The sequence below is a fragment of the Streptomyces sp. NPDC090032 genome (genome assembly GCF_044748025.1).
In the GTDB taxonomy this organism is placed as follows: Bacteria; Actinomycetota; Actinomycetes; order Streptomycetales; family Streptomycetaceae; genus Streptomyces.
Genome location: NZ_JBIVFF010000023.1, coordinates 42,959 through 68,339, shown reverse-complemented (window position 1 = coordinate 68,339; position 25,381 = coordinate 42,959). Strand labels below are relative to the sequence as shown.

At 72.0% G+C, this 25,381-nt stretch carries 20 protein-coding genes and 1 pseudogene; 10 read left to right on the top strand and 11 right to left on the bottom strand.

Annotated elements, in window-relative coordinates; all coding sequences use genetic code 11:
* Nucleotides 1-174: 174 nt before the first annotated feature.
* The 3 genes from ACIPWY_RS38205 to ACIPWY_RS38195 all read right to left on the bottom strand — a co-directional run bounded on the left by ACIPWY_RS38205 (nucleotide 175) and on the right by ACIPWY_RS38195 (nucleotide 6,861).
* On the bottom strand, nucleotides 175-951 hold the full coding sequence (locus tag ACIPWY_RS38205; RefSeq protein WP_393706082.1) for an SDR family NAD(P)-dependent oxidoreductase: 777 nt from the start codon (nucleotides 949-951) through the stop codon (nucleotides 175-177).
* An 80-nt stretch (nucleotides 952-1,031) separates the two neighbouring features.
* Nucleotides 1,032-1,847 (bottom strand): Fpg/Nei family DNA glycosylase, encoded by an 816-nt coding sequence (locus ACIPWY_RS38200; RefSeq protein WP_393706081.1) that lies wholly within the window; start codon nucleotides 1,845-1,847, stop codon nucleotides 1,032-1,034.
* Between the two features lie 121 nt (nucleotides 1,848-1,968).
* Entirely contained in the window at nucleotides 1,969-6,861 is a 4,893-nt protein-coding gene (locus tag ACIPWY_RS38195; RefSeq protein WP_393706080.1) for an ATP-dependent helicase, read from the bottom strand.
* Nucleotides 6,862-6,962: 101 nt separating this feature from the next.
* Here ACIPWY_RS38195 and ACIPWY_RS38190 point away from each other — a divergent pair.
* The 3 genes and pseudogenes from ACIPWY_RS38190 to ACIPWY_RS38180 all read left to right on the top strand — a co-directional run.
* Nucleotides 6,963-7,727: pseudogene (locus ACIPWY_RS38190) on the top strand (AraC family ligand binding domain-containing protein); the annotation flags it as partial.
* 212 nt (nucleotides 7,728-7,939) lie between these two features.
* Nucleotides 7,940-8,758, top strand: a complete 819-nt coding sequence (locus tag ACIPWY_RS38185) for an AzlC family ABC transporter permease (RefSeq protein WP_393706079.1) — start codon at nucleotides 7,940-7,942, stop codon at nucleotides 8,756-8,758.
* The gene (locus ACIPWY_RS38180) at nucleotides 8,755-9,063 is read left to right on the top strand and encodes an AzlD domain-containing protein (RefSeq protein WP_389551327.1); all 309 of its coding nucleotides are present in this window, start codon (nucleotides 8,755-8,757) and stop codon (nucleotides 9,061-9,063) included. Before ACIPWY_RS38185 ends, ACIPWY_RS38180 begins: the two co-directional genes overlap by 4 nt.
* A 43-nt stretch (nucleotides 9,064-9,106) precedes the next feature.
* On the opposite strand, the gene ACIPWY_RS38175 is transcribed toward ACIPWY_RS38180, so the two are convergent.
* Nucleotides 9,107-10,486 carry an MFS transporter gene (locus tag ACIPWY_RS38175; RefSeq protein WP_393706078.1) on the bottom strand — a complete coding sequence of 460 codons (1,380 nt, stop codon included), beginning with the start codon at nucleotides 10,484-10,486 and terminating at the stop codon, nucleotides 9,107-9,109.
* A complete protein-coding gene (locus ACIPWY_RS38170; RefSeq protein WP_393706077.1) occupies nucleotides 10,486-11,898 on the bottom strand; it encodes an alkyl sulfatase dimerization domain-containing protein in 1,413 nt (470 codons plus the stop codon). The genes ACIPWY_RS38175 and ACIPWY_RS38170 overlap by 1 nt, the downstream gene beginning before the upstream one ends.
* 164 nt (nucleotides 11,899-12,062) lie before the next feature.
* Between ACIPWY_RS38170 and ACIPWY_RS38165 the strand changes: the two genes are divergently transcribed.
* Nucleotides 12,063-13,247, top strand: coding sequence for a PucR family transcriptional regulator (locus tag ACIPWY_RS38165; protein WP_393706076.1), 1,185 nt, complete (start codon nucleotides 12,063-12,065; stop codon nucleotides 13,245-13,247).
* A 19-nt stretch (nucleotides 13,248-13,266) separates the two neighbouring features.
* Here the strand turns inward: ACIPWY_RS38165 and ACIPWY_RS38160 are convergent, their stop codons facing one another.
* Nucleotides 13,267-14,220 (bottom strand): hypothetical protein, encoded by a 954-nt coding sequence (locus ACIPWY_RS38160; protein WP_362909246.1) that lies wholly within the window; start codon nucleotides 14,218-14,220, stop codon nucleotides 13,267-13,269.
* 79 nt (nucleotides 14,221-14,299) lie between these two features.
* Here ACIPWY_RS38160 and ACIPWY_RS38155 point away from each other — a divergent pair, with 79 nt between their 5' ends.
* Entirely contained in the window at nucleotides 14,300-14,494 is a 195-nt protein-coding gene (locus ACIPWY_RS38155) for a DUF3046 domain-containing protein (RefSeq protein WP_362909248.1), read from the top strand.
* Between the two features lie 59 nt (nucleotides 14,495-14,553).
* Nucleotides 14,554-15,834, top strand: a complete 1,281-nt coding sequence (locus ACIPWY_RS38150) for an AI-2E family transporter (RefSeq protein ID WP_393706075.1) — start codon at nucleotides 14,554-14,556, stop codon at nucleotides 15,832-15,834.
* Between the two features lie 23 nt (nucleotides 15,835-15,857).
* On the opposite strand, the gene ACIPWY_RS38145 is transcribed toward ACIPWY_RS38150, so the two are convergent.
* Entirely contained in the window at nucleotides 15,858-16,673 is an 816-nt protein-coding gene (locus ACIPWY_RS38145; protein ID WP_362909250.1) for a hypothetical protein, read from the bottom strand.
* 1,138 nt (nucleotides 16,674-17,811) lie between these two features.
* Between ACIPWY_RS38145 and recA the strand changes: the two genes are divergently transcribed.
* The 4 genes from recA to ACIPWY_RS38125 all read left to right on the top strand — a co-directional run bounded on the left by recA (nucleotide 17,812) and on the right by ACIPWY_RS38125 (nucleotide 23,274).
* Entirely contained in the window at nucleotides 17,812-18,936 is a 1,125-nt protein-coding gene (recA, locus tag ACIPWY_RS38140; RefSeq protein ID WP_362909252.1) for a recombinase RecA, read from the top strand.
* Nucleotides 18,937-18,939: 3 nt separating this feature from the next.
* Entirely contained in the window at nucleotides 18,940-19,710 is a 771-nt protein-coding gene (gene recX, locus ACIPWY_RS38135) for a recombination regulator RecX (protein WP_393706074.1), read from the top strand.
* 265 nt (nucleotides 19,711-19,975) lie between these two features.
* The gene (locus ACIPWY_RS38130; protein ID WP_393706073.1) at nucleotides 19,976-20,737 is read left to right on the top strand and encodes an ArsR/SmtB family transcription factor; all 762 of its coding nucleotides are present in this window, start codon (nucleotides 19,976-19,978) and stop codon (nucleotides 20,735-20,737) included.
* Nucleotides 20,734-23,274, top strand: a complete 2,541-nt coding sequence (locus ACIPWY_RS38125; RefSeq protein WP_393706072.1) for an FtsX-like permease family protein — start codon at nucleotides 20,734-20,736, stop codon at nucleotides 23,272-23,274. Before ACIPWY_RS38130 ends, ACIPWY_RS38125 begins: the two co-directional genes overlap by 4 nt.
* A gap of 77 nt (nucleotides 23,275-23,351) precedes the next feature.
* Here ACIPWY_RS38125 and ACIPWY_RS38120 read toward each other — a convergent pair whose 3' ends face one another.
* From ACIPWY_RS38120 to ACIPWY_RS38105, 4 genes are all read right to left on the bottom strand, one after another.
* Entirely contained in the window at nucleotides 23,352-23,792 is a 441-nt protein-coding gene (locus tag ACIPWY_RS38120; protein WP_393703838.1) for a rhodanese-like domain-containing protein, read from the bottom strand.
* Between the two features lie 47 nt (nucleotides 23,793-23,839).
* Nucleotides 23,840-24,367 carry a cysteine dioxygenase gene (locus ACIPWY_RS38115; RefSeq protein WP_362909260.1) on the bottom strand — a complete coding sequence of 176 codons (528 nt, stop codon included), beginning with the start codon at nucleotides 24,365-24,367 and terminating at the stop codon, nucleotides 23,840-23,842.
* A gap of 95 nt (nucleotides 24,368-24,462) precedes the next feature.
* A complete protein-coding gene (locus tag ACIPWY_RS38110) occupies nucleotides 24,463-24,534 on the bottom strand; it encodes a putative leader peptide (protein ID WP_309544753.1) in 72 nt (23 codons plus the stop codon).
* A 268-nt stretch (nucleotides 24,535-24,802) separates the two neighbouring features.
* The gene (locus ACIPWY_RS38105; protein WP_389488436.1) at nucleotides 24,803-25,243 is read right to left on the bottom strand and encodes a hypothetical protein; all 441 of its coding nucleotides are present in this window, start codon (nucleotides 25,241-25,243) and stop codon (nucleotides 24,803-24,805) included.
* Nucleotides 25,244-25,381 lie beyond the last annotated feature (138 nt).

Here is a 25,381-nt window from a genome sequence, read left to right as displayed (position 1 = left end):
CGCCGGACGCCGGAGCGTTCGAGGGGGCGGTGGCGGCCGGTGGATGGGGGCTGAGCCTGCTGCCGGTGCACTGTGTGCCCAAGTCGCGGGCTGCCGGGGCCGCGGGACCCGTGCGGCCGGGTGGGGCGTTTGCGGGGGCGACGAAGCGGTGGGTGAGGGCTGGGGGCGGGCGGCTCACCAGGGCATGGCGACGCCGCCGTTCGGGCGGAGGATCTGACCCGTCGTGAACGAGGACGCATCCGACGCGAGGTGCAGGACGGCGTGTGCGATGTCGTTCGCCTCGCCTACGCGGCCCAGCGGGGACATCCGGACCATCAGAGCCTCGGTGTGCGACTGCTCCGACGCGTCGTGCCGGCCGGTCATGGGCGTACGGATCCAGCCGGGCGCGACCGCGTTGACGCGGATGCCGTGCGGGCCGACCTCGGTCGCAAGCGTCTTGGTCAGCTGGACGACGGCGGCCTTCGAGACGCCGTAGCAGAGCAACCCGGGGCCGCCGGTGTCCACGGCCCCCGACGCCATCGTGACGATGCTGCCGCGCGTGCCCGTCGCGATCATGGCGCGGGCGGCCTCCTGGCAGGCGTACAGCACACCTTTGAAATTGATGCCGAGGACGCGGTCGAGGTCCTCGTCGCGGGTCTCCAGGACGGGGCTGCTGTGCATGATCCCGGCGATCGCGGCCATGACATCGAGGCGGCCACTCGCGTCGACGGCCGCCGCCACCGCCTCGGCGAGCTGGGGGCGGTCCGCGACGTCGACGGGGTGCGTGCGGGCTGTGCCGCCCCTGGCCTTGATCAGCGTCGCCGTCTCGTGCAGGCCCTGAACGTCGCGGTCGGCGCAGTGCACAGTGGCTCCGGCATCGGCCAACAGCAGGGCGGAAGCGCGTCCGATGCCGCTCGCGGCGCCGGTGACGAATGCGGTGCGTCCGGTGAGGTCGTACGCGGTGACGGGCATGAGGGGACCGTACGAGCATTTCTGACGGGTCGTCAATTAGCTTGTACGGGCTATCTGGTGTGGGTTCGCAGAGGGCTGCGCTATCTCGCGTACGGGCGTGGGGCCGGGCCGTGCTGGCAGGAGGGGCACCAGTAGGTGGGGCGTTCGCGGGTGCCGTCGCCCTGGTCGGCCGAGCGGATCGGGGTGCGGCAGCGCAGGCACGGGCGGGGTGCCCGGCCGTAGACGTAGAGCCGCTGGCCGGGGCGGCCGCTGCCGGTGGTGACGCGCGCAGGACGGTCGCGATTGGCTTCGAGGAGCCTCTTGGCGAGCTCGGGGAGACGAGCGGCGATGTCGGCCGGGAGGCCGCCGACGGGCAGCCAGGGGGTGACCTGGAGGAGGAAGCACAGCTCGGACTTGTAGACGTTGCCGATGCCCGCGAGATTGCGCTGGTCGAGGAGGGCCTCGCCCAGGGGGCGGGCCGGGTCGCGGAGGAGGTTGCGCAGGGCCGTGGCCGCGTCCCAGTCCGGGCCGAGCAGGTCGGGGCCGAGGTGGCCGACCACCTTGTTCTCGTCGGTCGTGCGCAGGAGTTCGAGGACGGGGAGGCGGTAGCCCACGGCGGTGCGGTTGGCGTTGCCGAGGACCGCGCGGATCTGGTGGCCCGGGCCGCCGGTCCAGCGCTCTCCGGGTGCGTACACCTTCCAGGAGCCGTCCATGCGGAGGTGCGAGTGCAGGGTGAGACCGCCCTCGACGCGGGTGAGGAGGTGCTTGCCGCGCGGGGTGACGTCGAGGACCGTGCGACCGGTCAGGTCGGCCGTGGCGAAGCGGGGTACGCGCAGGTCGGAGCGGATGAGCACCTGGCCCGCGAGGGCGGTGTGCAGACGCCGCGCGGTCTGCAGGACGGTGTCTCCTTCGGGCATGGGTCAAGGGTGGCACGGGTCGTAGCGGGGGGAGGGTCGGCGTGGGCGCCATGGGGGAGGGGTGGGCCGGTGATGTCGTGGGGGTCGGGTTCGGGTGAGGGCGGTCCGTAGGGCGTCGGGACTACGCGCGCAGGCGGAGGCCTCGCGGGGTCGCGTGGAAACCGGCTGTTTCCAGGAGGGATGAGAACGGGGAGGTCAGAGCGGCAGAGCCGTTGATCCGCTCCACGGTGATCGTGCCGAGGGAACCCGCCCTGGCGGCGTCGGCCAGCGCCTCCGCCGCGGCGGGCAGCCGGGAGTCCTCGGCCAGCTCGGCCGCGGTGAACGCGCCGGCGTCGCCCTCGGAGGCCGGCCAGGCCAGCAGGGTCTTGCCGCCGCGCTCCATGTACAGGGTCAGCTCGCCGTCGACGAGTACGACCAGGGAGCCCGCCTTGCGGCCCGGCTTGTGTCCGGCGCCGGTGGGGGAGTCGGGCCAGGGCAGAGCCGCTCCGTAAGCGTTCGCCGGGTCGGCGGCGGCGAGGACGATGGCTCGGGACGCGGCTCTGCGCCGGGGGGCGCGGCCGGAGCCGGGGCCGGGGCCGGGGCGGACGGGTGTGGGCCAGGCGTTGTGTTCCGCGAAGTCCGGCGGGAAGTCCGGGACCGTGTCCGGCGGGAAGTCCGGGATGGCGTGTGGTCCGGTGGCGTGGGACCACGACGGGTCCCAGGCGGCCGACGGGTCGGTCGTGGGGTTCGCCGGCGTGCTGGGCGGGCCTGCGTAGGGGTCGGGCGGGGCGTCGCCGCGGTCGCGGGCGTTCGCGGCGGCGCGCAGGCGGTCCACCGCGCCGTCCATCGCGAACTGCGCGGCGCCGAGGCCCTCGACGACGTACCCCCGCCGGGCCTGGCCGCTCTCCTCGAAGGCGGACAGGATGCGGTACACCGCGGAGAAGCCGCCCTCCACGCCTTCCGCGGCGACGGCGCCCCGGGTCACCACGCCGTGCCGGTCGAGGAGGGTGCGGGCCAGGGCGTGGGCGCGCACCGTCGGGTCCGGGTCGACAGTGGGCAGCAGCGACCAGCGGCCCGCGACGGTCGGCGGGCCCGAACGGGAGGCGGTCCGCGCGGCGGAGGTGAGGCCTCCGTAGCGCCCGCGCGGGATCGCCCGACGGGCGCGATGCGCCGTGGATCCCGCGGTGCGACCCGACCCGAGGAGCGAGCGCATCGGAGCCAGCGTGTCGTTCGTGAGCCTCCCGGACCAGGCCAGATCCCAGAGCGCGTCCGCCAGTTTGGGATCGGTGGCGTCGGGGTGCGTCGTCGCGCGGACCTGGTCGGCGATCTGGCGGAAGAACAGGCCGTAGCCGCCGGTGAGGGTGTCCAGGACGGACTGGTGGAGAGCGGTGAGCTCCAGGGGGTGCGGCGCGGGGAGCAGCAGGGGGGCCGTGTCGGCCAGGTACAGGGAGACCCAGCCGTCCTTGCCGGGCAGGGAACCCGCGCCCGCCCACACGACCTCGCCCGACGCCGTGAGTTCGTCGAGCATCGCGGGCGCGTAGCCCGAGACCCGGGACGGCAGGACGAGCTTTTCCAGGGCGGACGCCGGTACGGACGCGCCCTGCAACTGCTCGACCGCGCGCACCAGACCGTCGACACCGCGCAGCCCGTGCCCTCCCATGTGCTGCCACTGGGGCAGGAACTGGGCGAGGGCGGCGGGCGGAACCGGCTCCAGCTCGTGCCGCAGCGCCGCGAGCGAACGCCTGCGCAGTCGGCGGAGCACCGCCGCGTCGCACCACTCCTGGCCGATGCCGGCCGGATGGAACTCGCCCTGCACCACCCGCCCGTTCGCCGCCAGGCGCTGGAGTGCGCCGTCCGTGACCGCCGCGCCGAGACCGAAGCGGGTGGCGGCCGCGGCCGAGGTGAACGGGCCGTGCGTGCGCGCGTACCGGGCGAGAAGATCGCCCAGGGGATCCTTGACGGGCTCCATGAAAGCCTCGGGGACGCCGACGGGCAGCGCGGTGCCGAGCGCGTCCCGCAGCCGGCCCGCGTCCTCGATGGCCGCCCAGTGGTCGGCGCCCGCGATACGGACCCGGATGGCGCGGCGGGCGGACCCCAGCTCCGCGGCCCACTCCCGCTCGGCGCCCCGCTGCGCCAACTCGGCTTCCGTGAGCGGCCCGAGGACGCGCAACAGGTCCGCGACGCCCTCGACGTCCTTGATGCGGCGGTCGTCGGTGCGCCACTGGAGCTCCTGCTCCAGCTCGGCGAGCACGTCCGCGTCGAGGAGCTCGCGCAGCTCGGCCTGGCCGAGCAGTTCGGCGAGCAGCCGTGAGTCCAGCGACAGGGCCGCGGCGCGCCGCTCGGCGAGCGGGGAGTCACCCTCGTACAGGAACTGCGCGACGTAGCCGAACAGGAGTGAGCGGGCGAACGGGGAGGCCTCCGGGGTGGTGACCTCGACGAGGCGGACCTTGCGGGACTCGATGTCACCCATCAGCTCGGCGAGGCCGGGCACGTCGAAGACGTCCTGGAGGCACTCCCGTACGGCTTCGAGGACGATTGGGAACGAGCCGAACTCGCTGGCCACCTGGAGGAGTTGGGAGGCGCGCTGGCGCTGCTGCCACAGAGGGGTGCGCTTGCCAGGGTTGCGGCGGGGCAGCAGAAGGGCGCGCGCCGCGCACTCGCGGAAGCGGGCGGCGAACAGCGCCGATCCGCCGACCTGGTCGGTGACGATCTGGCTGACGTCCCCCTTGTCGAAGGCGACGTCGGCGGCCCCGAGGGGCGCCTGGTCGGCGTCGTACTCCGAACCGGCCTTGGAGGGCTCCTGGTCCAGGAGGTCGAGGCTCATGAGGTCGGCGTCGGGAAGGCGCAGCACGATGCCGTCGTCGGCGTGCATGACCTGCGCGTCCATGCCGTACTTCTCGCTGAGCCTGGCACCGAGAGCGAGCGCCCAGGGAGCGTGCACCTGCGCGCCGAAGGGGGAGTGCACGACGACCCGCCAGTCGCCCAGCTCGTCACGGAACCGCTCGACCACGATGGTCCGGTCGTCCGGGATGTGGCCGCAGGCCTCGCGCTGCTCGGACAGATAGGCCAGCACATTGTCCGCCGCCCACGCGTCGAGGCCCGCCGCGAGCAGCCGGAGCCGGGCGTCTTCCGGGGAGAGGGAGCCGACCTCGCGCAGGAACGCGCCCACCGCGCGCCCCAGTTCGAGCGGGCGGCCGAGCTGGTCGCCCTTCCAGAACGGGAGCCTGCCCGGGACGCCGGGCGCGGGGGAGACCAGCACGCGGTCGCGCGTGATGTCCTCGATGCGCCAGGAACTCGTACCGAGTGTGAACACGTCGCCGACCCGGGACTCGTAGACCATCTCCTCGTCGAGCTCGCCCACCCGGCCGCCGCCCTTCTTGGGGTCGGATCCGGCGAGGAACACCCCGAAGAGGCCGCGGTCCGGAATCGTGCCCCCGGAGGTGACGGCCAGGCGCTGGGCACCGGGGCGTCCGGTGACCGTGCCGGCGATGCGGTCCCACACCACGCGTGGACGCAGCTCGGCGAACGCGTCGGACGGGTAGCGGCCCGCGAGCATGTCGAGGACGCCCGTGAACGCGGACTCCGGAAGCGATGCGAAGGGCGCCGCACGGCGGACGAGCGCGAGCAGGTCGTCCACCTGCCAGGTGTCGAGCGCCGTGATCGCGACCAGCTGCTGGGCCAGCACGTCCAGGGGGTTGGCGGGGACGCGCAGGGATTCGATGGAGCCCGTGCGCATGCGCTCGGTGACGACCGCCGCCTGGACGAGGTCGCCCCGGTACTTCGGGAAGACCACGCCGGTGGAGACCGCGCCCACCTGGTGTCCCGCGCGCCCCACGCGCTGGAGGCCGGAAGCCACGGAGGGCGGGGACTCCACCTGGACGACGAGGTCCACCGCGCCCATGTCGATGCCCAGCTCGAGGCTGGACGTGGCGACCACGGCGGGCAGGCGGCCCGCCTTGAGGTCCTCCTCGACGAGGGCGCGCTGCTCCTTGGAGACCGAACCGTGGTGGGCGCGGGCGATGACCGCCGGCGCTCCGTTCGCCGCGCCCGAGCCGCCCATCAGCTCGGCCGGTGAGTGGTCCTCGGGGAGGGCCTCGCCTGTCGCCCGCTCGTACGCGATCTCGTTCAGCCTGTTGCACAGGCGCTCGGCCAGGCGGCGGGAGTTGGCGAAGACGATCGTCGAGCGGTGCGACTGGACCAGGTCGGCGATGCGCTCCTCGACGTGCGGCCAGATGGACGGACGCTCCGCGGCCTGGTCCGAGTCGGCGACGGGCGAGCCGCCGAGCTCGCCCAGGTCCTCCACGGGGACGACCACCGAGAGGTCGAACTCCTTGCCCGAGCGGGGCTGGACGATCTCCACCTTGCGCTGCGGCGACAGGTAGCGCGCCACTTCGTCGACGGGACGGACCGTCGCCGACAGGCCGATCCGGCGGGCAGGCCGGGGCAGCAGCTCGTCGAGCCGCTCCAGGGACAGCGCGAGATGGGCGCCGCGCTTGGTGCCCGCGACAGCGTGCACCTCGTCAAGAATCACCGTCTCGATGCCCGTGAGCGCGTCACGCGCGGCGGACGTGAGCATCAGGAACAGCGACTCGGGCGTCGTGATCAGAATGTCCGGGGGCCGGGTCGACAGGGCGCGGCGCTCGGCCGGGGGCGTGTCCCCGGAGCGGATGCCGACCTTCACCTCGGGCTCGGGCAGCCCGAGGCGCACCGACTCCTGCCGGATACCGGTGAGCGGGCTGCGCAGATTGCGCTCCACGTCGACCGCGAGGGCCTTGAGGGGCGAGACGTACAGGACGCGGCAGCGCTTCTTCGGGTCGGCCGGCGGTGGCGTCGACGCCAGCTGGTCCAGGGCGGCCAGGAACGCGGCCAGGGTCTTTCCGGAACCCGTCGGCGCGACGACCAGCACGTCCGAGCCCTCGCCGATGGCCTGCCACGCCCCGGCCTGCGCGGACGTGGGCGCGGAGAACGCCCCCGTGAACCAACTGCGGGTCGCGGGGGAGAAGCCGTCGAGCGGGCTGCGTGCGGACCTGACCATGCACCCATCGTGCACCTCCCCACTGACAACGGCCCGGACCTGCGCAAACGCTCCGCGTCAGGACCCGGGCGGCGGGCGGCGCGGCCCGGTCGTGGCGCAGAATGGGACCCATGGCGGGGTCGGGAACGAAGGAATGGGCCAGGCACTGGCGCTACGAGCAGCTGCCGGGCCTCGACCTGCTGCGGGCGCGCTACGTCCGGCACACTTTCCCCCGCCACAGCCACGACGGGTACGTCCTCGCCGCGGTCACCAGCGGCGTCGAGGACGTCGGGCTGCCGACCGGCACGGTGCACGCGGGTCCCGGCAGCGTCGTCATGATCAATCCCGAGGTGGCGCACACCGCCCGGGCCGGGGGACCCGAGGGCTGGGCGTACCACACGCTCTATCCGTCGGCCGAGGTCGTGGCCGAGATCGCCGGCGAGACCCTGTCGGTCCGCGGTACCGCCGCGTTCGCCGAGCCGATCGTCGGCGACCCGCACGCGGCCCGCCTCATCAGTGAGGTGCACCGCGCGGCCGAGGAGGGCAACGCGCTCGCCGCCGACAGCCTGCTGCGCATCGTGGTCGCCCGGCTGCTGCGCGATCACGGGCAGCCCATGACCGCGCGCCCCATGCCGTCCGCCGGCACCACGATCGCGGCACGCGCGCGTGCCGTACTCGTCGAGCGGATGGCCGAGCCGCCGTCCCTGGAAGCCCTCGCCGCCGAACTCGGCACCAGTCCGTTCGCCCTGCTGCGCGCCTTCAGGGACGCGTACGGCATGCCGCCGCACACCTGGCTCACCAACGCGCGCGTGCGGGCTGCCCGCCGCCTCCTGGACGGCGGCACCGTACCCGCCGACGCGGCCGTGGCGGTCGGCTTCACGGACCAGCCGCACCTGAACCGCCACTTCACGCGGATCGTGGGCGTACCGCCCGGCGCCTACCAGCGGGAGCGCAAGAACGTACAAGACCTGGCCGTCGGCTCCCTCGTACCGTCGGAGGCGTGGCAGAACAGACAACATCCGCAGCGATACGCGCAGGATCAGAGCGCGCCGGATCAGCGTGCGCCGGGTCGGAACGGGAGCCGGGCGAGCCTGGGCATGTGGGGAGCCCTGGGGACGGAAGGTCCGAGACCGGCAGGCCTGGGGGCGGAGGGCCTGAGAAGGCCGATTCCGCCGTCGTCCGGGACGCACTCGGCGTCGGTGTCGCCGTCGGACTCTCCGGGTTCGCCTTCGGCGTGACCTCGGCCGGCAGCGGTCTCAGCGTGCTCCAGACCTGCGCGCTCAGCCTGCTCGTCTTCACCGGGGCCTCGCAGTTCGCCCTCGTCGGCGCCATCGCGGCCGGCGGCAACCCGCTCACCGCCGCGGCCGGTGCCTTCTTCCTCGGCGTGCGCAACTCCTTCTACGGGCTGCGCCTGTCCCAGCTGCTCGCCCTCCCGCGCGTGGTGCGCCCCTTCGCCGCGCACTGGGTCATCGACGAGACCGCCGCCGTCTCGCTCGCCCAGCCCACGCGCCGCAGCGCCCGCATCGGCTTCACCGTCACGGGACTCACCCTGTACGTGCTGTGGAACCTCACGACCCTGCTCGGGGCGCTCGGCGCGGAGGCCATCGGGGACACCGACGCCTGGGGGCTCGACGCGGCCGGACCCGCGGTCTTCCTGGCGCTGCTCGCGCCGATGCTGCGGACCTCCACGGATCGGACGGTGGCCGGCATCGCCGTCATCCTCGGACTCGGGCTGCTGCCCGTCCTGCCGGCCGGTGTCCCCGTCCTTGTGGCCGCGCTCGCCGCGCCGGCCGTGCTCTACGTAGAGGGGCGCCGGGCGGCACGGAGAGCGACCGGAGAGAACCCGCAAGCGAACCCACAAGCGAACCCACAAGAGAACTCGCAGAAGGCCGTCGGCCGACAAGGAGAGGGCCGATGAACATCTGGATCGCGGTCGCCGTGACCGCAGTCGGCTGTTACGCCGTCAAGCTCATCGGCCTCCTGGTGCCCGCCGGTGTCCTGGAACGTCCAGTGGTCCGGCGGCTGGCGGCGCTGCTTCCCGTGGCCCTGCTGGCCGCGCTCACGGCTCAGCAGACCTTCGCCGAAGGCACCACGCCCCTTCTCGACGCGAAGGCGGCCGGGCTGGCCGCGGCGGCGGTCGCGCTGATACTGCGCGCGCCGTTCCTCGTCGTCGTCGCGGCCGCCGTCGTGGTCACGGCCGGGCTGCGTGCCCTCACCGGATGAGCCCCACGCACGCGTGAACCCCTTGTGCGGCGGCCGGCCCCATTCAGTGAGCCACCGGCACCTGCGGCGTCGACCCCGCCGCGGGCTCCGGAAGGCCGAGTCGCCGGGCCGTTGTCTCCGGGCGGCAGAAGAGCGCGGCCAGCACCCCCGCCGTCACCAGCAGTCCGGCGGTGAGAAGCCAGCCCTCTTCGTAGCCTGCTGACACCGTCCTCGCGCGGTCCACCATGCCGCCGAGCACGAGGGGCGACAGGATGCCGCCCAGCGCGTAGACGAAGGTCAAGGCGCCCAGGACGACGCCGCGTTGGGTCGGCGGAGCGATCCGGGCGCAGGCCGTGGACGCCACCGTCAGCATCACCATGGCGAGCGCCATGGGGCCGAGCATCATGGGCACCTTGACCGCCAGGGTGTCCGTCGTGCCGTACAAGGCGGTGGCGCAGCCCGCGACGGTGACGAGGAGACCCGCGCCTGCCCCCGGGGGCAGGCGCCGGTGTGTGTCCTTCTGGGCGGAGCGCTGGGCGATCAGGCCGTGCCCGAGGAGGACCGCCCCGTTGGCGAGGGCGCCCAGGCCGACCATGGCGCCCGCCTGGTGCAGGTCCCAGCCGACGACGCTCTCCAGGTAGTCCGGTGCCCACGTCAGCATGGTGCTCATCGACCAGTAGGCGGCGAACGAGCCGAACGCGGCGGTGAGGAACGTGCCGGACAGCAGGATGGCGCGCAACGGCACTGTGTCGGGCATGGAGGTCTGCCCGGCGGCCTCGTGGGGCTTCCGCGCGTCCGGTGTCTGCTCGGCGGCCTCGGACGGGTTCCTGGCGTCCGGTGCCCGCTCAGCTGCCTCGTGCGGCTTCCTGGTGACCGCCGGTGCCAGCGGCCCGTCCGCGCCCCACAGCCGCCAGCAGACGGCCCAGAGAAGACCCGCCAGACCGACGGCACCGAACGACCAGCGCCAGCCCCAGTGTGTGATCACCCATGTGAGCACGGGCGCGGCGACGGCCACTCCGGCCGCCGCGCCGACCAGCAGGACCGCGGTCGGCAGGGACCGCTCCCGCTGCGGGAACCAGCCGTGGACGTGGTGCATGGCGACCGGGGCGGCCGGCCCCTCCGCCGCGCCGAGGAGCACGCGCGTGGCCAGTAGCGTGCCGAACCCCGCAGCCCCCCACAGCATCGGCAGCTGCGCGACCGACCACAGCAGCGCGAGCACCAGGAGGAGGGTCGTCGTCCGCACGCGCCGCGTCAGGGCCGAGACCCCGAGCGCGGCCAGCGAGAACAGCGCGAAGAACGCCGACTGCGCCGTGCCGAACTCCTGCCGCGTGATGCCGAAGTCCGCCCGGATCTCCGGGCCCGCGAGCCCGAGCACGGCCTTGTCCGCGAAGTTCACGAGCATGAAGGCGAGCAGCAGCCACGTGGTGCGCCACGCCCGGCTCATCAGCAGCAGCCGTCTTCGTCGTCGACCACGCCGACGCTGATCGCCCCTTCGGCCCGCCTGCGTCCCTCGGGGGAGCGCGTCAACTCCGTCTGCACATCCGTGCCGGCGGCCACGGCGGCCGACTCCGCGGCGGCCCAGTGGAAGACACCGCGGGCCATGGTCGACGTCTCCTGGAGGGCGCGCCGTGCGAACACGTCGGCACGCACGCGTGCCACCTCCTGGTCGGCGGGCGCCGCGAGGGCCGCCGTCTCCGCCAGATGCGAGGCGAGACGCAGTTCCCCGGCGGCGAGCAGCTCGGAGGCGCGCAGCGCCAGCGCGGCGGCCCCGCCCGCCGCTCGCGCGAACTCGGCCGCGACGTCCGCCTCCGGGGCGGGCTTGAGATGCGCGGGGTTCTGGTCGTACCAGCCGCCCCACAGGCGCCACAGGTTGCGCACGACGAACTCCGGTTCGTCGTAGGCCGGGTGGAGGTACGGCTTCGCCAGCAGGTCCTCGGGGGCCTTCACCCCGTGGATGACCGCGTCGAGGCGGTGGCCCGCGTTCATCAGCGCCCTGGTCTGCTCGCACAGCGACTCCAGGAGGCGCGCGGTGTCGTCGAGAGCCTGGTGCACGCGGTCGGAGCCGACCACGGGCACGCCGTGTCCAGGGAGGAGGAGTTCGGCGCCGAGTTCCTGCATGGCGCGCAGGGCGCGCGCCCAGTCCTCCGGATAGCGCTGCACCTTCTGGGGGTTGCCCGCGTTCGGCGTGTTCCAGATGAACAGGTCGCCCGTGCACAGCGTCCTGAGTTCGGGGATCCATACGTAGGTGTGGTCGTCGGTCTCCCCGCGCGCATGCACGAGCTCGAACGTCAGCTCCCCGCGCCGCACGGTGAGACGGTCCCGGTAGACGACGTCCGGATACCGGTATGTGGTGGGCCACTCCAGGGAGGGCACTCCGAACTGCCTGCGATTGATCCAGGAGTTGTAGCCCGCCGTCCTCACGTAGCGGTCGAACCGCGCAGGGACGGCCTCGTGAGCGATCACCTCAGGGCGCGGTTCGCCGCTCTTGTCGGCCTCCTGGTCGAAGGGGGCCATTCCGAAGACGTGGTCCACATGACCGTGCGTGTACACCACGGAGCGCACCGGTCCCGCGCCGAACCCGGCGACCGCCTCGTGCAGTTGGCTTGCCGTACGGAAGTCACCCGAGTCGACGAGGACCACGCCGTCGCCCGTGTCGAAGGCCGCCACGTTCGCGAACGCGGGGAAGAAGCCCACACGGTCACGCAGGCGCACCAGCTCACTGCTGGAGTACGTGCCCGCCAGATGCGGCAGCAGCGTCTCGGTGCCCTGCCAGACCCGGTCGATGTAGTCGGCGTACGGGACGAACCCGGCGTCCTCGGTGTGCTCGGTGTGGTCCCGGTCTTTGTGTTCGGTCATGTCCACGGCTCCTCGTGTGCAGTGCGGTCGTTCGCCCCCGGCCACGAGTTTCGGCCCCCGATGTGAGATCGAACACCGCCTCACGTCACATGTCCCACCCGTGGGTAATGTGACGCGTCACAAACGCCGTGCCCGGTCCACGTCCATGGGGGAATGGAGTAACAGTGGCCCTGTCGCCCGAAGCCCGCTCCCTGGCCGCGCGCTGCGAACCGAGAGTCAACGAACTCGCCCGCCGCATGGCTCGCGAGTCGTTCGAGGAACTGCCCGGATACGCCGAACTCCCCGACGACGTGAAGGACTTGGAAGTCGCCGCGACCGCGCGGCACGGCGTACGGCTCTTCCTGCGCAGTGTCAGCGAGCCGGACCTGGTCCAGCCCGGCAGCCACCGGCTGTTCCGCGAGCGCGCCGCCCAGCGGGCCGAGGAGGGCATGCCGCTGCACCTCCTCCTGCGCACCTACGCACACGGCCTCTACGTCCTGTGGCAGGCCTTGCGCGACGCTGCGGGCCCCGGTGAGGAAGGCGCGCTGGCCGAGCTGGTGGACGTTCTGCTGCAGTCGCACCAGGGGATCGTGGGAGCCGTGGCCGAGACGTATCTCGACGAACGGTCCGCCCTGGAGGCCGAGCAGCGAGCCCAAGTGCGCTCCTTGGTGCGTGGGCTGCTCGACGGGATGGTCCCGCCCGGACACGTCCTCCTGGACCAGCTCCGCCTCGAAGGGCCCGCGCTCGTCCTGGCTCTGGGCCTCGATGCGGATCCCGCCGAGGGACGGGTCGCCGTGCGGCGCAGGCTGCGTCGCGTGCAGACCGTCCTGGACCACACCTTCGGGGTGGAAGTGCTCGCCCTCCTGGAGGCCGACGGCGGGCGGGTCATCGTGCCCAGGGACTGCCGGGCTCCGGACGATCTGGCCGGTCGCCTCGCCAAGGCCGGCGGGTTCGAGGTCCGGGTGGCCGCCGTGCAGGCGGCCGGACCCGAGGAGGTGACCGCAGCGGCCCGCACCGCCACCGAGATCCTGCGCATCACGCGCGCGTGCGGCATTCCGGCCGGGCTGCACCGCCTGGACGACGTGCTCCTGGAGTACCACCTGTCCCGTCCCAGCGAGACGAGCCACCGGATAGCGGCCCTCCTGGACCCGGTGGCCGACCGGCCGGAACTCCTGGACACCCTGCGGACACATCTCGCCCACCAACAGGACCGCAGGGCGACAGCCACCGCGCTCGGCCTGCACCCCAACACGGTCGACAACCGGCTCGCCCGCATCGGCGAACAGACGGGCATCGACCTGTCGGCTCCGCGTGGGACGGCCCTCGCCATCGCCGCGCTGCTGCTCAGAGACGCGGCCGACGCCTCCTGAGGCGCCGCCCGCGAAAGCGTCAGGCGATGGGCCGCCCGTACGCCCGCAGCGTGCGCAGCGCCTCGACCGTCACCATCGGGCGCGCCTCCAGCGCGACCACCGGAGCCCACTGGCGCCAGTGGATGGGCCACCCGCCGTCGTCCTGCTGCTCGCCCGCGAGGAAGTCCAGCGAGCGCCCCATCTCCTCATCCGTGAACCACGCGCGCGCCAGCGACTCCGGAGTCTTCGCGTAGTCGTGCGGAAGGTGGTGCTCACCCGGTGCGTACCCGGGCGCTACGGGATAAGCCTCCGGCCGCCCGGGATCGAGCAGCGCAAGCCGCTGTTCGCGCACGAGACGGCCGAGCCGGTCGGCGGCTGCCTGCGCGCGCGGGCGGTCGGGTGCGCCGTCCAGGAAGGCGACGGCCGCCTCGATCTCGTAGGGATGGGACTTCTTCAGGGACTCGACCGCGGCCCAGCAGAAGTCGGTCGCCCGGAACAGCCACGCATGCCACACCTGGTTACGGTGCAGCAGGCCGACCACGGGACCCGTGGCGAGCAGCTCGCTCGGCGGATCGTCCACCACGGGCATGAAGGGCGCGCACGGGTAGCCGCGCTGGCTGGGACGGATCGCCGGGAGAGCTCCCTCGGCGGTCGAGACGGACGTCAGATAGCGGCACACACGCTCCACGCGCTGGCCGCTGCAACGGCCGATCGAGTCGAGGACGCGCAGTGCGTGCCCGGTGTGCAGCGGCTGGCTCACCGGGCCGCGGAGATCGGGTTCGAGGGCGTGGCCGTAGCCCTCGTCCTCGTTGCGGTAGGCGGCGAGGGCGGTCTCGACGGCGTCTGCGCCCGCCCGGCCCGCGCCGAGGAAGTGGTAGGCGAAGCGGCGCTGTTCCAGCACGCGCGCGGTCAGCCAGATGAAGTGCTCGGCACGGGAGAGCGGGGAGGGCGCCGAGGTGGTCTGAGGGAGTGGGGATGCTCCGTTTTCGGCCATGCACCGACCGTAGGACGGAAAGCGTTCTCGGTGAGCCTTCCGTGCCGGGCTGCACTCTCAGGGGCGGGATACTGGTGTCATGCGGTTGACGGTCTTCTGGCAGCGGATGGCGGATCACTTCGGTCCTGGCTACGCCGACACATTCGCGCGCGATCATGTGATGACGGAACTCGGTGGGCGCACCGTGCACGAGGCGCTCGATGCCGGCTGGGAGGCCAAGGACGTGTGGCGTGTGGTGTGCGCCACGGTGAATGTTCCGTCGGAGAACCGCTGACCTGCTCGGACGAGCGGGGGCGGTGACCGGCTGTCAGTGGAGTGGGCGAGACTGGCTCCGTGGCACCCAGAGACGAGACCTTGCAGGCGGCGGACGACGCCTCCCCGCCCGGCCCGACACCCCCCGGGGGCGGGGCCGCGAGCGCGCGTGTGCGGATGCCGGGCTGGCTGCCGCGGGCCATGGTGCTCGCCCTGGCCCTCATCGCCTGTTTCCAGCTGGGCAGTTGGGCGTTCCACCAGCTCACCGGGCTGTTGATCAACGTATTGATCGCGTTCTTCCTGGCGCTCGCCGTGGAGCCGGCGGTCAGCTGGATGGCCGGGCGCGGCATGCGCCGGGGCTTGGCCACCGGGATCGTCTTCCTGGGCGTCACGATCGTCGCCCTGGGTTTCATGTTTCTGCTCGGCTCGATGCTCGCGGGCCAGATCGTCAGCATGGTCGAGGACTTTCCCGCCTACCTCGACTCGGTGATCAACTGGATCAACCGGACGTTCCACACGGACCTGAGCAGGGTCGCGGTCCAGGACAGCCTGCTGCACTCCGACTGGCTCCAGAAGTACGTGCAGAACAGCGCGAGCGGTGTCCTCGACGTGTCGGGGCAGGTCCTAGGGGGCCTGTTCCGGCTGCTGACCATACTGCTGTTCTCGTTCTACTTCGCGGCTGACGGCCCCCGGCTCCGGCGCGCGCTGTGCTCGGTGCTGCCGCCCGCCAGGCAGGCCGAGGTGCTGCGCGCCTGGGAGATCGCGGTCGACAAGACCGGCGGCTATCTCTACTCGCGCGGCCTGATGGCACTGATCTCCGGGATCGCGCACTACATCCTGCTCGAGGCCCTGGGCGTGCCCTACGCGCCCGTGCTCGCCGTCTGGGTCGGTCTCGTGTCCCAGTTCATCCCGACCATCGGCACGTATCTGGCGGGCGCCCTGCCGATGCTGATCGCCTTCACGGTCGACCCCTGGTACGCGCTGTGGGTGCTGATCTTCGTAGTCGTCTACCAGCAGTTCGAGAACTATCTGCTCCAGCCCAAGCTGACCGCGAAGACCGTGGACATCCACCCGGCGGTCGCCTTCGGCTCCGTCATCGCGGGCACGGCGCTCCTCGGCGCGGTCGGCGCGCTGATCGCGATCCCCGCGGTGGCGACGCTGCAGGCCTTCCTCGGGGCGTACGTGAAGCGCTACGCCGTCACGGACGACCCGCGGGTGCACGGTCATCGGAGCAGATCCGGTTCGTCCCTCTTCGCGCGCGTGCGGGCCGCCCTGCGCAAGCCGGACGATCCGAGGGGTGAAGCGGCGCCCGGGCCGGAACCCGATAGGGACGCGGACGATCCCCGCGACGGCTCTGAGTAGGTGTCCTAGGTGGGCCTGAGGTCTCAGTAGGCGATCGCCGCCCAGATCCCGGCGGCGACGACAGCGGCCGTGTAGCAGGCGACCGCACCGCGCATCACGCCGTTCTTGGCCCTCTCGCTCCATGCCGTACGGGACATCAGCCAGGCCAGCGCGGGCAGGACGAGCACGGCGTGCAGGCTGACGCCGTGCAGCGGCTTGAGCGGTGCCGTCGAGTGGTAGGCCGCCTCCTGGTGGCCGGTCTTCGTGAGGATCACCCCGCGCGCGATCATCGCGGCGCCGGACGCCAGCGCGACCAGCAGAATCGCGAACCCGGACCGCAGCGCGAGCGGCATCCCCGTGGGCCCCGACGGCCGGCGCCGGAACGAGGCGACCGCGAACGCGGAGAGCAGTACGACCAGGATCCCGCCGCCCACCGCGAGGGACATGGACACGGCGGTGTTGAAGCCGGACTCCATGTCGAGGTGCGACGGAACCCGCCGCCACGCCTGGAGGGTGATGCCGCCGACCTCCAGGACGCAGTCGGCGGCGAACACGACGAGCAGGACGTGCCTGGTGCGGGCGCCGATCCGCAGGTACGACGTCACCCAGGTGAGCGCGATCAGCGTCAGGCCGAAGGAGACGCCGAACGTGACCGGCTTGCGCCACGAGACAGGGCCGTCCCACGGCCCTCCGTCGACCGCGAAGACCAGCAGGTGGGCGAGGCCGGAGAGGGTGAGGGCGGCGCCGGTGGCGTGGCAGAGGCGCTCGGCGGGGCGGGCGGCTCGCCACACGTCGCGCACCGCGCCGGTCAGGGCTGGGCGCCGGCCCGGCAGGGGAGAGGCTGCGGTGGGTGAAGACATCAGACACGCACCTCCTTGGGGCGGTCGAACCACGGCACGGACACGGCACCGGCCACGACCATGCCGGTGGGGGCGAGGAGTTCGGCCGGAGCGGAGACGGCGAGGAGGCAGTCGCCGGAGGAGAGGTGGCCGCCGGCGTCGGGGGTGACGACGGCGCCGAGCTGACGAACAGCCCGACGGCCAGGGCGAGTCGGCGGTCCAGGGGTTCGGCCGCCGGGCGAGCAGGGCGGCGGCCGCCACCGGGATGACGTTGCCGGGCGGTACTGCGGGGTGGTGGGCGCCGGCCGCGATCCGGCCGACGATCGGCAGCGCGGGCAGCGCCCAGGGAGGCGAGCGTGACGACGAAGGCGGGGCCGCCGGACCGAATGGCGCTCTCGCGGGCTCTTCAAGAGCTGGTCCTGCAAGATCCCCGGGCGGTGGTTCGGCGCGTTCTCCATGGCCCAAGCCTCGCGAACGGGGGCCGAGCCGTCGTCCCCCGGCCGAAGACACCGCTCGTACGCCAGGGGGAGTAGCTGCCGGGAGCGGCCGGGGACCCGCGGGTCTGCCGGTGAGGGGCCGGTGAAGGGCCGGGCTTCAGGAGGGCTGCCTGTGGAGGACGGGCCCTGGCGGCGACATCCATGATCTCGGCGGCGTCGGACTCGCGACCGTACGCGCTGCGCCGGCACTTCCGCCTGCGGCAGGCCGGCGGACGGTGAGGCCGGGGTGGCCGGAGCAGGTGGGCGCGAGGCCTTCCCGGAGTCGCTCGCATCCTGCCCGCGCCCGGCCAGGGAAGGGCCAGAGAGGAGGAGGAGCCCGGCGGACAGGACCGGGGGCGGGGTCCCGCAGCGTATGGGCGAAGGCATCCACGAGTCTCCAGGCCTCGGGGAGCCCCGGAGTAGCCTCGGGAGCCCCAGAGTCCACGAGCCCCGCATCACAGGGCGCGTGGTGCGCGTGGTCCGCTTGACACCAAAATCGAACATCCATTCTTATGGAGTGTCTGGCGGCTCTTTCCCCAGTGTTTCCGGGGAATCCGGTGAGAGCGGCAGGGCTGTGAGCCTCGAGTTATCCACAGGCGGACGGGCGTCGAGGCCGATTGTCAGTGGCAGGCGTTAGCGTCTTTGACGTGAAGCGATCGACTCAAGCAAATCGGGTGGAACCCATGGCAGGAACTGACCGCGAGAAGGCGCTCGAAGCCGCACTCGCACAGATTGAACGGCAATTCGGCAAGGGCGCAGTGATGCGCATGGGCGAGCGGCCGAATGAGCCCATCGAGGTCATCCCCACCGGGTCGACCGCGCTCGACGTGGCCCTCGGCGTCGGCGGCCTGCCGCGCGGCCGCGTGGTGGAGGTGTACGGGCCGGAGTCCTCAGGTAAGACGACCCTGACGCTGCACGCCGTGGCCAACGCGCAGCGGGCCGGCGGCGCCGTGGCGTTCGTCGACGCCGAGCACGCCCTCGACCCGGAGTACGCGAAGAAGCTCGGCGTCGACATCGACAACCTCATCCTGTCCCAGCCGGACAACGGTGAGCAGGCACTCGAGATCGTCGACATGCTGGTCCGCTCGGGCGCGCTCGACCTGATCGTCATCGACTCCGTGGCCGCCCTGGTGCCGCGCGCGGAGATCGAGGGCGAGATGGGCGACTCGCACGTGGGTCTGCAGGCCCGCCTGATGAGCCAGGCGCTCCGGAAGATCACCAGCGCGCTCAACCAGTCGAAGACCACCGCGATCTTCATCAACCAGCTGCGCGAGAAGATCGGCGTGATGTTCGGCTCCCCGGAGACGACGACCGGTGGCCGTGCGCTGAAGTTCTACGCCTCGGTGCGACTCGACATCCGCCGTATCGAGACGCTGAAGGACGGCACCGACGCGGTCGGTAACCGCACGCGCGTCAAGGTCGTCAAGAACAAGGTCGCGCCGCCGTTCAAGCAGGCCGAGTTCGACATCCTCTACGGCCAGGGCATCAGCCGTGAGGGCGGCCTGATCGACATGGGCGTGGAGAACGGCTTCGTGCGCAAGGCGGGCGCCTGGTACACGTACGAGGGCGACCAGCTCGGCCAGGGCAAGGAGAACGCGCGCAACTTCCTGAAGGACAACCCCGACCTGGCCAACGAGATCGAGAAGAAGATCAAGGAGAAGCTGGGCGTGGGTGTGAAGCCGGAGGCGCCCACGACCGAGCCCGGCGCTGACGCGGCGGGTGCCACCCCCGCCGAGGACGCGGCCAAGACGGTGCCCGCGCCCGCGAGCAAGGCCGCCAAGTCCAAGGCCGCGGCGGCCAAGAGCTAGTCCGTGACGCGACGAACCGACTGGGCCGATCACGCCTACCCCACCTCCCCGACGGACCTGGGCGACGGGGGCCTGGGTGACCTGGACGGGCACGGGGCGCCGCGTGACGGCGACGTACTGAGTGACGGCGACGGTCCACGGGGCGGTGGCGCCACCCGTGGCGGCGGGCGCAGCCGTGGCCGCCGGCGGCGCGGCGGCTTCGGTGAAGCCGCCGGCGGGCAACAGGACAGCGGCTCCCCGTCCTCGTCGAGGGCCGAGAAGGGGGAGCCGCCTGCGGACCCGGCCGAGCGGGCGCGTGGCATCTGCCTGCGCCTGCTCACCGGACAGCCGCGCACACGCAAGCAGCTCGCCGACGCGCTGGCGAAGCGGGACATCCCCGATGAGGTGGCGGAGGAAGTGCTGTCCCGCTTCGAGGAGGTCGGCCTGATCAACGACGGCGCCTTCGCGGACGCCTGGGTGGAGTCGCGTCACCACGGCCGGGGGCTGGCCCGGCGGGCGCTCGCCCGGGAGCTGCGGACCAAGGGGGTGGACTCGGCGGTGATCGACGAGGCCGTCGGGCAGCTCGACTCCGAGCAGGAGGAGGAGACCGCTCGCGAGCTCGTGGCCCGCAAGCTCCGCTCCACACGCGGCCTCGACCGCGACAAGCGCCTGCGCCGCCTCGCGGGCATGCTCGCCCGCAAGGGATACCCGGAGGGCATGGCGCTCAAGGTGGTCCGCCAGGCCCTGGAGGAAGAGGGCGAGGAGACCGAGGACCTCGGGTTGGGTGACTTCTGAGCTCCGGCTCGTGAGGGATTTCTGATCCCCACCTTGTGCGGGGCTTGTGAGGTCCGCCTGGTGAGGGATTTCCGAGATCCGCCTCGGGAGGCTTCTGCGCTCCTCCTGGCGGAGGGTGTCCAAGCTCCGCCTGGTGAGGGGGAGGGCGGCGTCGGTACGGGGGTCCGACGCCGAACTCGCCCTCACCCAGGTGGGGTTAACCCCCGGGTCATGACGCCTGGTCACCGCAGTGCACAGGGATATGTGCACAGGCGAGTGTGTACGCATGACACCGGAACGCGGTTCCGCCGCTCCCGCCGGCGGCCAGGAGCTGAGCGATCTCAGCACTCTGAAGGCGCTGGCTCAGCCCCGTCGCCAGCAGATCCTCCAGCACCTCACCCTTCACGGCCCCGCGACCTCCGCGACGCTGGCCCGCGCCCTCGGGCTCAACACCGGCGCCACCAGCTACCACCTGCGTGAGCTGGCCCGCTACGGATTCGTTGAGGAGAGCTCGAGCGGGGACGAGAGCGGGCGTGTGGGCGGGCGGCGCGAGCGCTGGTGGCGAGCCGTCCCGGGCGACCGCCGCTTTCCGCCCCGCAGCCGCCAGAACGCCGAAACCCGGCTCGTCATGGACGAGTTGAACCACCTCTCGTACTCCGCCGACCTCGAACTCTTCGAGCGGCTCCAGCGGGAGGGGCAGGACCTGGGGGAGTGGGCCGACGCCTTCCCCTGCTCGCGCGGCACGATCCGGCTCACGCTGCCCGAACTCCGCGCGTTCTTCGAGGAGTTCATCGCCCTCCTCAACCGCTACAAGCGCCCCGACAGTGAGACTCCGGACGGCGCACGCACCGTCCTGACCCGCCTGCTCGCCTTCCCCGCGCCGGACCGCGCCGACGACGCCCGCGCTGACAGCACCCGCGCCGACGCCGCCCCGGCACATGAGGATCCGGCCACTGACGGAAATCCGGCTCCGGCCGCCAAGGGCAATCCGGCTCCGGCCGAGGCGATCCAGGCCACCGACAACAGCAAAGAGACGGACACGCCATGATGCTGCGCTACGCACTGCACACCGTCCGGGACCGCAAAGGAGGGTTCTTCGGTGCCTTCCTCGCCCTCATGTGCGCGGCAGCCCTCATCACGGCCTGCGGCACCCTTCTGGAGACCGGCCTGCGCGGCACCATCCGCACCGAGCGGTACGCGGCCGCCCCCGTCGTCGTCTCCGCCGACCAGAACGTCCACAAGACCACGGTCAAGCACAAGAAGGGCAAGACCAAGGTCAAACACAAGGCCAAACCGGTCGCTGAGCGGGCCTGGTTGCCACAGGACACGGCGCGACGGCTCCGCGACCTCCCCGGCGTCGAGCGCGTCGTCCCCGAACTCACCTTCCTGGCGCAGCCCTTGGCGCCAGGAGCCGCCGCCCCCGACAGGCCCGCTTACGGGCACGCCTGGGACTCCGCAGCGCTGACCCCCTACGCCCTGACAGCCGGCACCGCACCCACCAAGCCCCAGGACCTCGTCGTGGACCGGCACCTGGCCGATCGGGCCCACCTCTCGCCCGGAGACAGCCTCACCGTCCAGTCCACCCAGGCGCCGCGCACCTACCGTGTCACCGGAATCGCCGCGCCCACCGGTCGAGCGTCGGTGACCCACCAGACCTCGCTGTTCTTCACCGCCTCGGAGGCCCGCCACCTCGCCGGCCACCCCGGCCAGGTCACCGCCCTCGCCGTCATCCCCGCGCCCGGCCAGGAGCCGGCAGCGCTCGCGCGTGCCGTCGCCAAGGCCCTCGACGGCACGACCGCGCAGGTCAGCACCGGCGACGCCCGCGGTCCCGTCGAGTTCCTCGACGCCGCGGGGGCCCGTATCAAGCTCGTGAGCATGGGTGGCGCGATGGGCGGCACCTCCCTCCTCGTCGCCGTCCTCGTCGTGGTCGGCACCTTCGCGCTGTCCGTCCAGCAACGCCACCGCGAACTCGCCCTGCTGCGCGCCATCGCCGCCACGCCCCGGCAGATCCGCAAACTCCTCGGGCGTGAGGCGCTGATCGTCGGTGCCGCCGCGGGCGTCCTCGGCTCCCTCGCCGGGCTTCCGCTCGGAGGGTGGCTGTATCACCGCTTCGTCGACCTCGGAGCGGTGCCGCCGACTCTCGAACGGACCGTGAGCGTCTTCCCGCTGTTCGCAGCCGTCGGTGCCACGCTGCTCGGAGCCTGGGCCGCCGCCCGGATCTCAGCCCGCCGTATCGCCCGTATCCGCCCCGCCGAGGCGCTCGCCGAGGCCAGGGTCGAGCGGGCGCGGCCCGCCTGGGGCCGGATCGCGGCCGGGATCGCGCTTCTCGCGGGCGGCGCCTTCCTCGTCGTCCTCCTCAGCGCGCTGCGCACCGAACCCGCTGCAACTCCCGTGACCTTCCTGGCCGTTGTCGTCCTCGCCTCCTCGGTCGCGTTGCTCGGCCCGCTCCTGGTGAAGGGCGCGGCGGCCCTCCTCGCCGGACCGCTGCGCCTCGCCGGGCTCGGCGGCAAGCTGGCCACCGCCAACCTCCGTGGCAACGCCGCCCGGATGGCCGCCGCCGTCACCCCGCTCGCCCTGCTCATCGGCATGACCTGCACCGTCCTGTTCACCCAGCCGACCCTGGGCAACGCGGCACGCGCCCAGGCGCGCGAAGGAATCCGGGCCGACTGGATCGTCGCGGCACAGGGCCCTGGCGTTCCCGCCGAGGCCGCGCGCAAGCTCCGTACGGCCAAGGGCACCGTCGCGACCGAGGTCGTCCGCACCACCGTGCGCGTGGGACTCGACAAGTACCCGGCTCAGGGAGTCACCCGCGCAGGCCTCACGCGTACATGGGACCCGGACGTCACCGCGGGATCGCTGAAGGACTTCCGGCAGGACGGTGTCGCCGTCAGCGAACTCGCTGCCGATCAGCTTCACTTGAAGCCCGGCAGCAGGCTGAAGCTGACGCTCGGGGACGGCACACCGGCCACCCTCACCGTGGCGGCCGTCTACGCGAAGGGTCTCGGCTTCGGCGATCTGACCCTGGCCCATGACCTGGTGGCCCGGCACGTCGACAATCCCCTCGCCTCCTCCGTACTCGTCAGAACCAGCCGCACAAAGGGACAACTCGCAAGCACCGTCCGGGAGTTCCCGGGGCTGCGCGTCCTTGCCCCCGAGGCGGCCGACGGCCTCCAGGCCGAACGCCAGCAGGACAACGCCGAGGTCAACCTGCTCGCCATGGGCCTGATCCTCGCGTTCACCGCGATCGCCGTCGTCAACACCCTCGCGATGTCGGTCTCCGAACGCATCCGGGAGTTCGCGATGCTCCGTCTCGCCGGCGCCACCCGCCGCCAGGTCCTGCGGATGCTGCGCACCGAGGCCCTCGCCGTCCTGTTCCTCGGCACGACCCTGGGCAGCGGTATCGCGCTGGCCGTCCTGACGGCCTTCAGTGTCGGCATGACCGGCCGCGCCGCCCCCGCCGTCGCCCCCCTCGTCTACGTGGCCGTGGTCGCCGCAGCCGGACTCCTCGCACTCACCGCGACCGCGCTGCCCGGCCGCGCCGCTCTGAAGCCCCGTCCGGTGGAGGTGGCAACAGCCAAGGAGTAAGGGACAGTACGCAGTGGTGGGCGCCCCTTACATCAGGGGCGCCCACCACCACGTACACGGACAGCTCCACGCGTCCGTCAGTCGGACACCGGAAGGCCTGCCGCCTTCCACGCCTGGAAGCCGCCCACCAGATCCGTGGCCCGGTGCAGCCCCAACTGCCGCAGGGAGACGGCGGCGAGGCTGGACGCGTACCCCTCGTTGCAGACGACCACAACGCGCAGATCGTGGCTCGTGGCCTCGGCCGCGCGGTGGCTGCCCTGCGGATCGAGCCGCCACTCCAGTTCGTTGCGCTCCACCACGAGCGCCCCGGGGATCAGGCCGTCCCGCTCACGCAGCGCCGCGTACCGGATGTCGACCAGGAGCGCGTCGCCCGCCGTGGCGGACGCGTAGGCCTCAGCGGCCTCGACCCGGTCCAGATCGAGGCGCACCCGGTCGAGCAACTCGTCTATACCCTCGGGCCGTTCACTCCGCGAACCGCTCAAGCCACCCGTGCCACCCACGGCACCCGCGCCGCTCACGCCGCCACTCACCCCAGTAGTCACGTCACCCACCCTGCCCCCTCCGCTCACTGCCAGTCCCCCGGCCGCTCCACCGACTCGAGCCGCAGCACCGCGCCCGTGCGGCTGTAGCGGCGGATCTGCGGGAGCGGCGGGTAGTAGGCGTGGACGGAGACCGCGTGCTCGCTCGTGGACTCGTTGAGGACCTCGTGCACATGGTGCTGTCCGAAGGCCCTGCCCTTGCCCGCGGTCAACGTCCGCTCGCGGTCGACGTCTTCGGACAGCTCCAGCGTCTTCCAGCCGTCGGTGGGCAGCCGGGCCGTGAGTGAGTTCTCCTTGAGTTCGCCCGACGCCGTGAGGAAGGCGCCGACGGATTCGGCGTGGTCGTGCCAGCCGGTGCCTGTGCCGGGCGGCCAGCCGATGAGCCAGGCCTCGCTGCCGCCGGGCCCTTCGAGCCGCACCCACGTGCGGCCCTCGGGATCCAGCGGGAGCGAGGCGATGAGGTCGTGGTCCTCGGCGGTACGGCGTACGAAGTCGAGGAGGTCACGCTGCGTGGGCGCAGCGGTCACCAGGGAAGGGGAGGGTGAGGCAGACACGGGTACCGTCCTGAAGGTTCGCGGAAAGCGCGCGACAAGGCCCCGAAGAACCGGTGAACCCGGGAAAGGGGGGCGCGCAGAGGGAAGAGGCGAATTCAGCAGGACGGGCGACACACGCAGCCCGCATAGCGGACGAGGTCCATATGGACCCTCCGCCACAGGCGCACATCGGTGTCGGTCACGCTCCGGAGTACACCATGGCGGAGAGGGTCGGTCAACTCGTTCCGGCGGCACTTCCGGCTGTTCGAGCAATTCCGTCAGCATCCCGAGGTCGTGCCCGAGGAGCCTCCGGGACCGCCGCACTCTGCTTGCAGTGACTTGTGCGGCATTAATGTGCCGGAACGGTCAACGCCACCAACAGGTATGGACAGGTTCTCCATCATGGGGAGAACCTGTCCATTTGAAAAGGGTATTACTTGGCGCTGTCGAAGGCTCTTACCTAGCCTTGTAGTAAGCCTGGGCCTGGGTCTTCTTCGGCCAGAGGTAATCGCCCTCGTCGGGAATGCCGATCGACGCGGTTCCAGCGTTCAGTGCCCTGTAGGTGTAACCCTTGTGAACCTTCAGTGAGGCCTTCGGGCTCTTGCAGGTCTTCTTGTTGTGGCAGCTGCCCAACTGACCCTTCGAGATGTCTTTGAACTCCCCGTTCTTGTATGCGCTGATCGCGGCCTCGGGACGCTGAATGCTGCGCTTCTTGCTGCAGACCTGCGTCCCGTAGGCGTACACCTTGCCGTGGCTGCGCCAGATCTTCACGTAGTTCTTGCAGGCGTGGTACGACTTTCCGTGCCCCGTGGTGGCCGCCTGGGCCCCGCCGCTGGACACGAATACACAGGCAAGGGCGACGGAGCCTATTCCCAGGCCTCGCAGAATCTTCTTCACTGTTCCTCCCGTTTTCTGGTGCAGTCTCACCCAGGCGACCGTTTGGTCAGATCGGTCGGCAAGATCTGGGGACACCCCCACACCGTAGATCAACTGTAGTGTTGGTGCGAGGAGTTGGGGAAGATTTGAGCTTCGAAA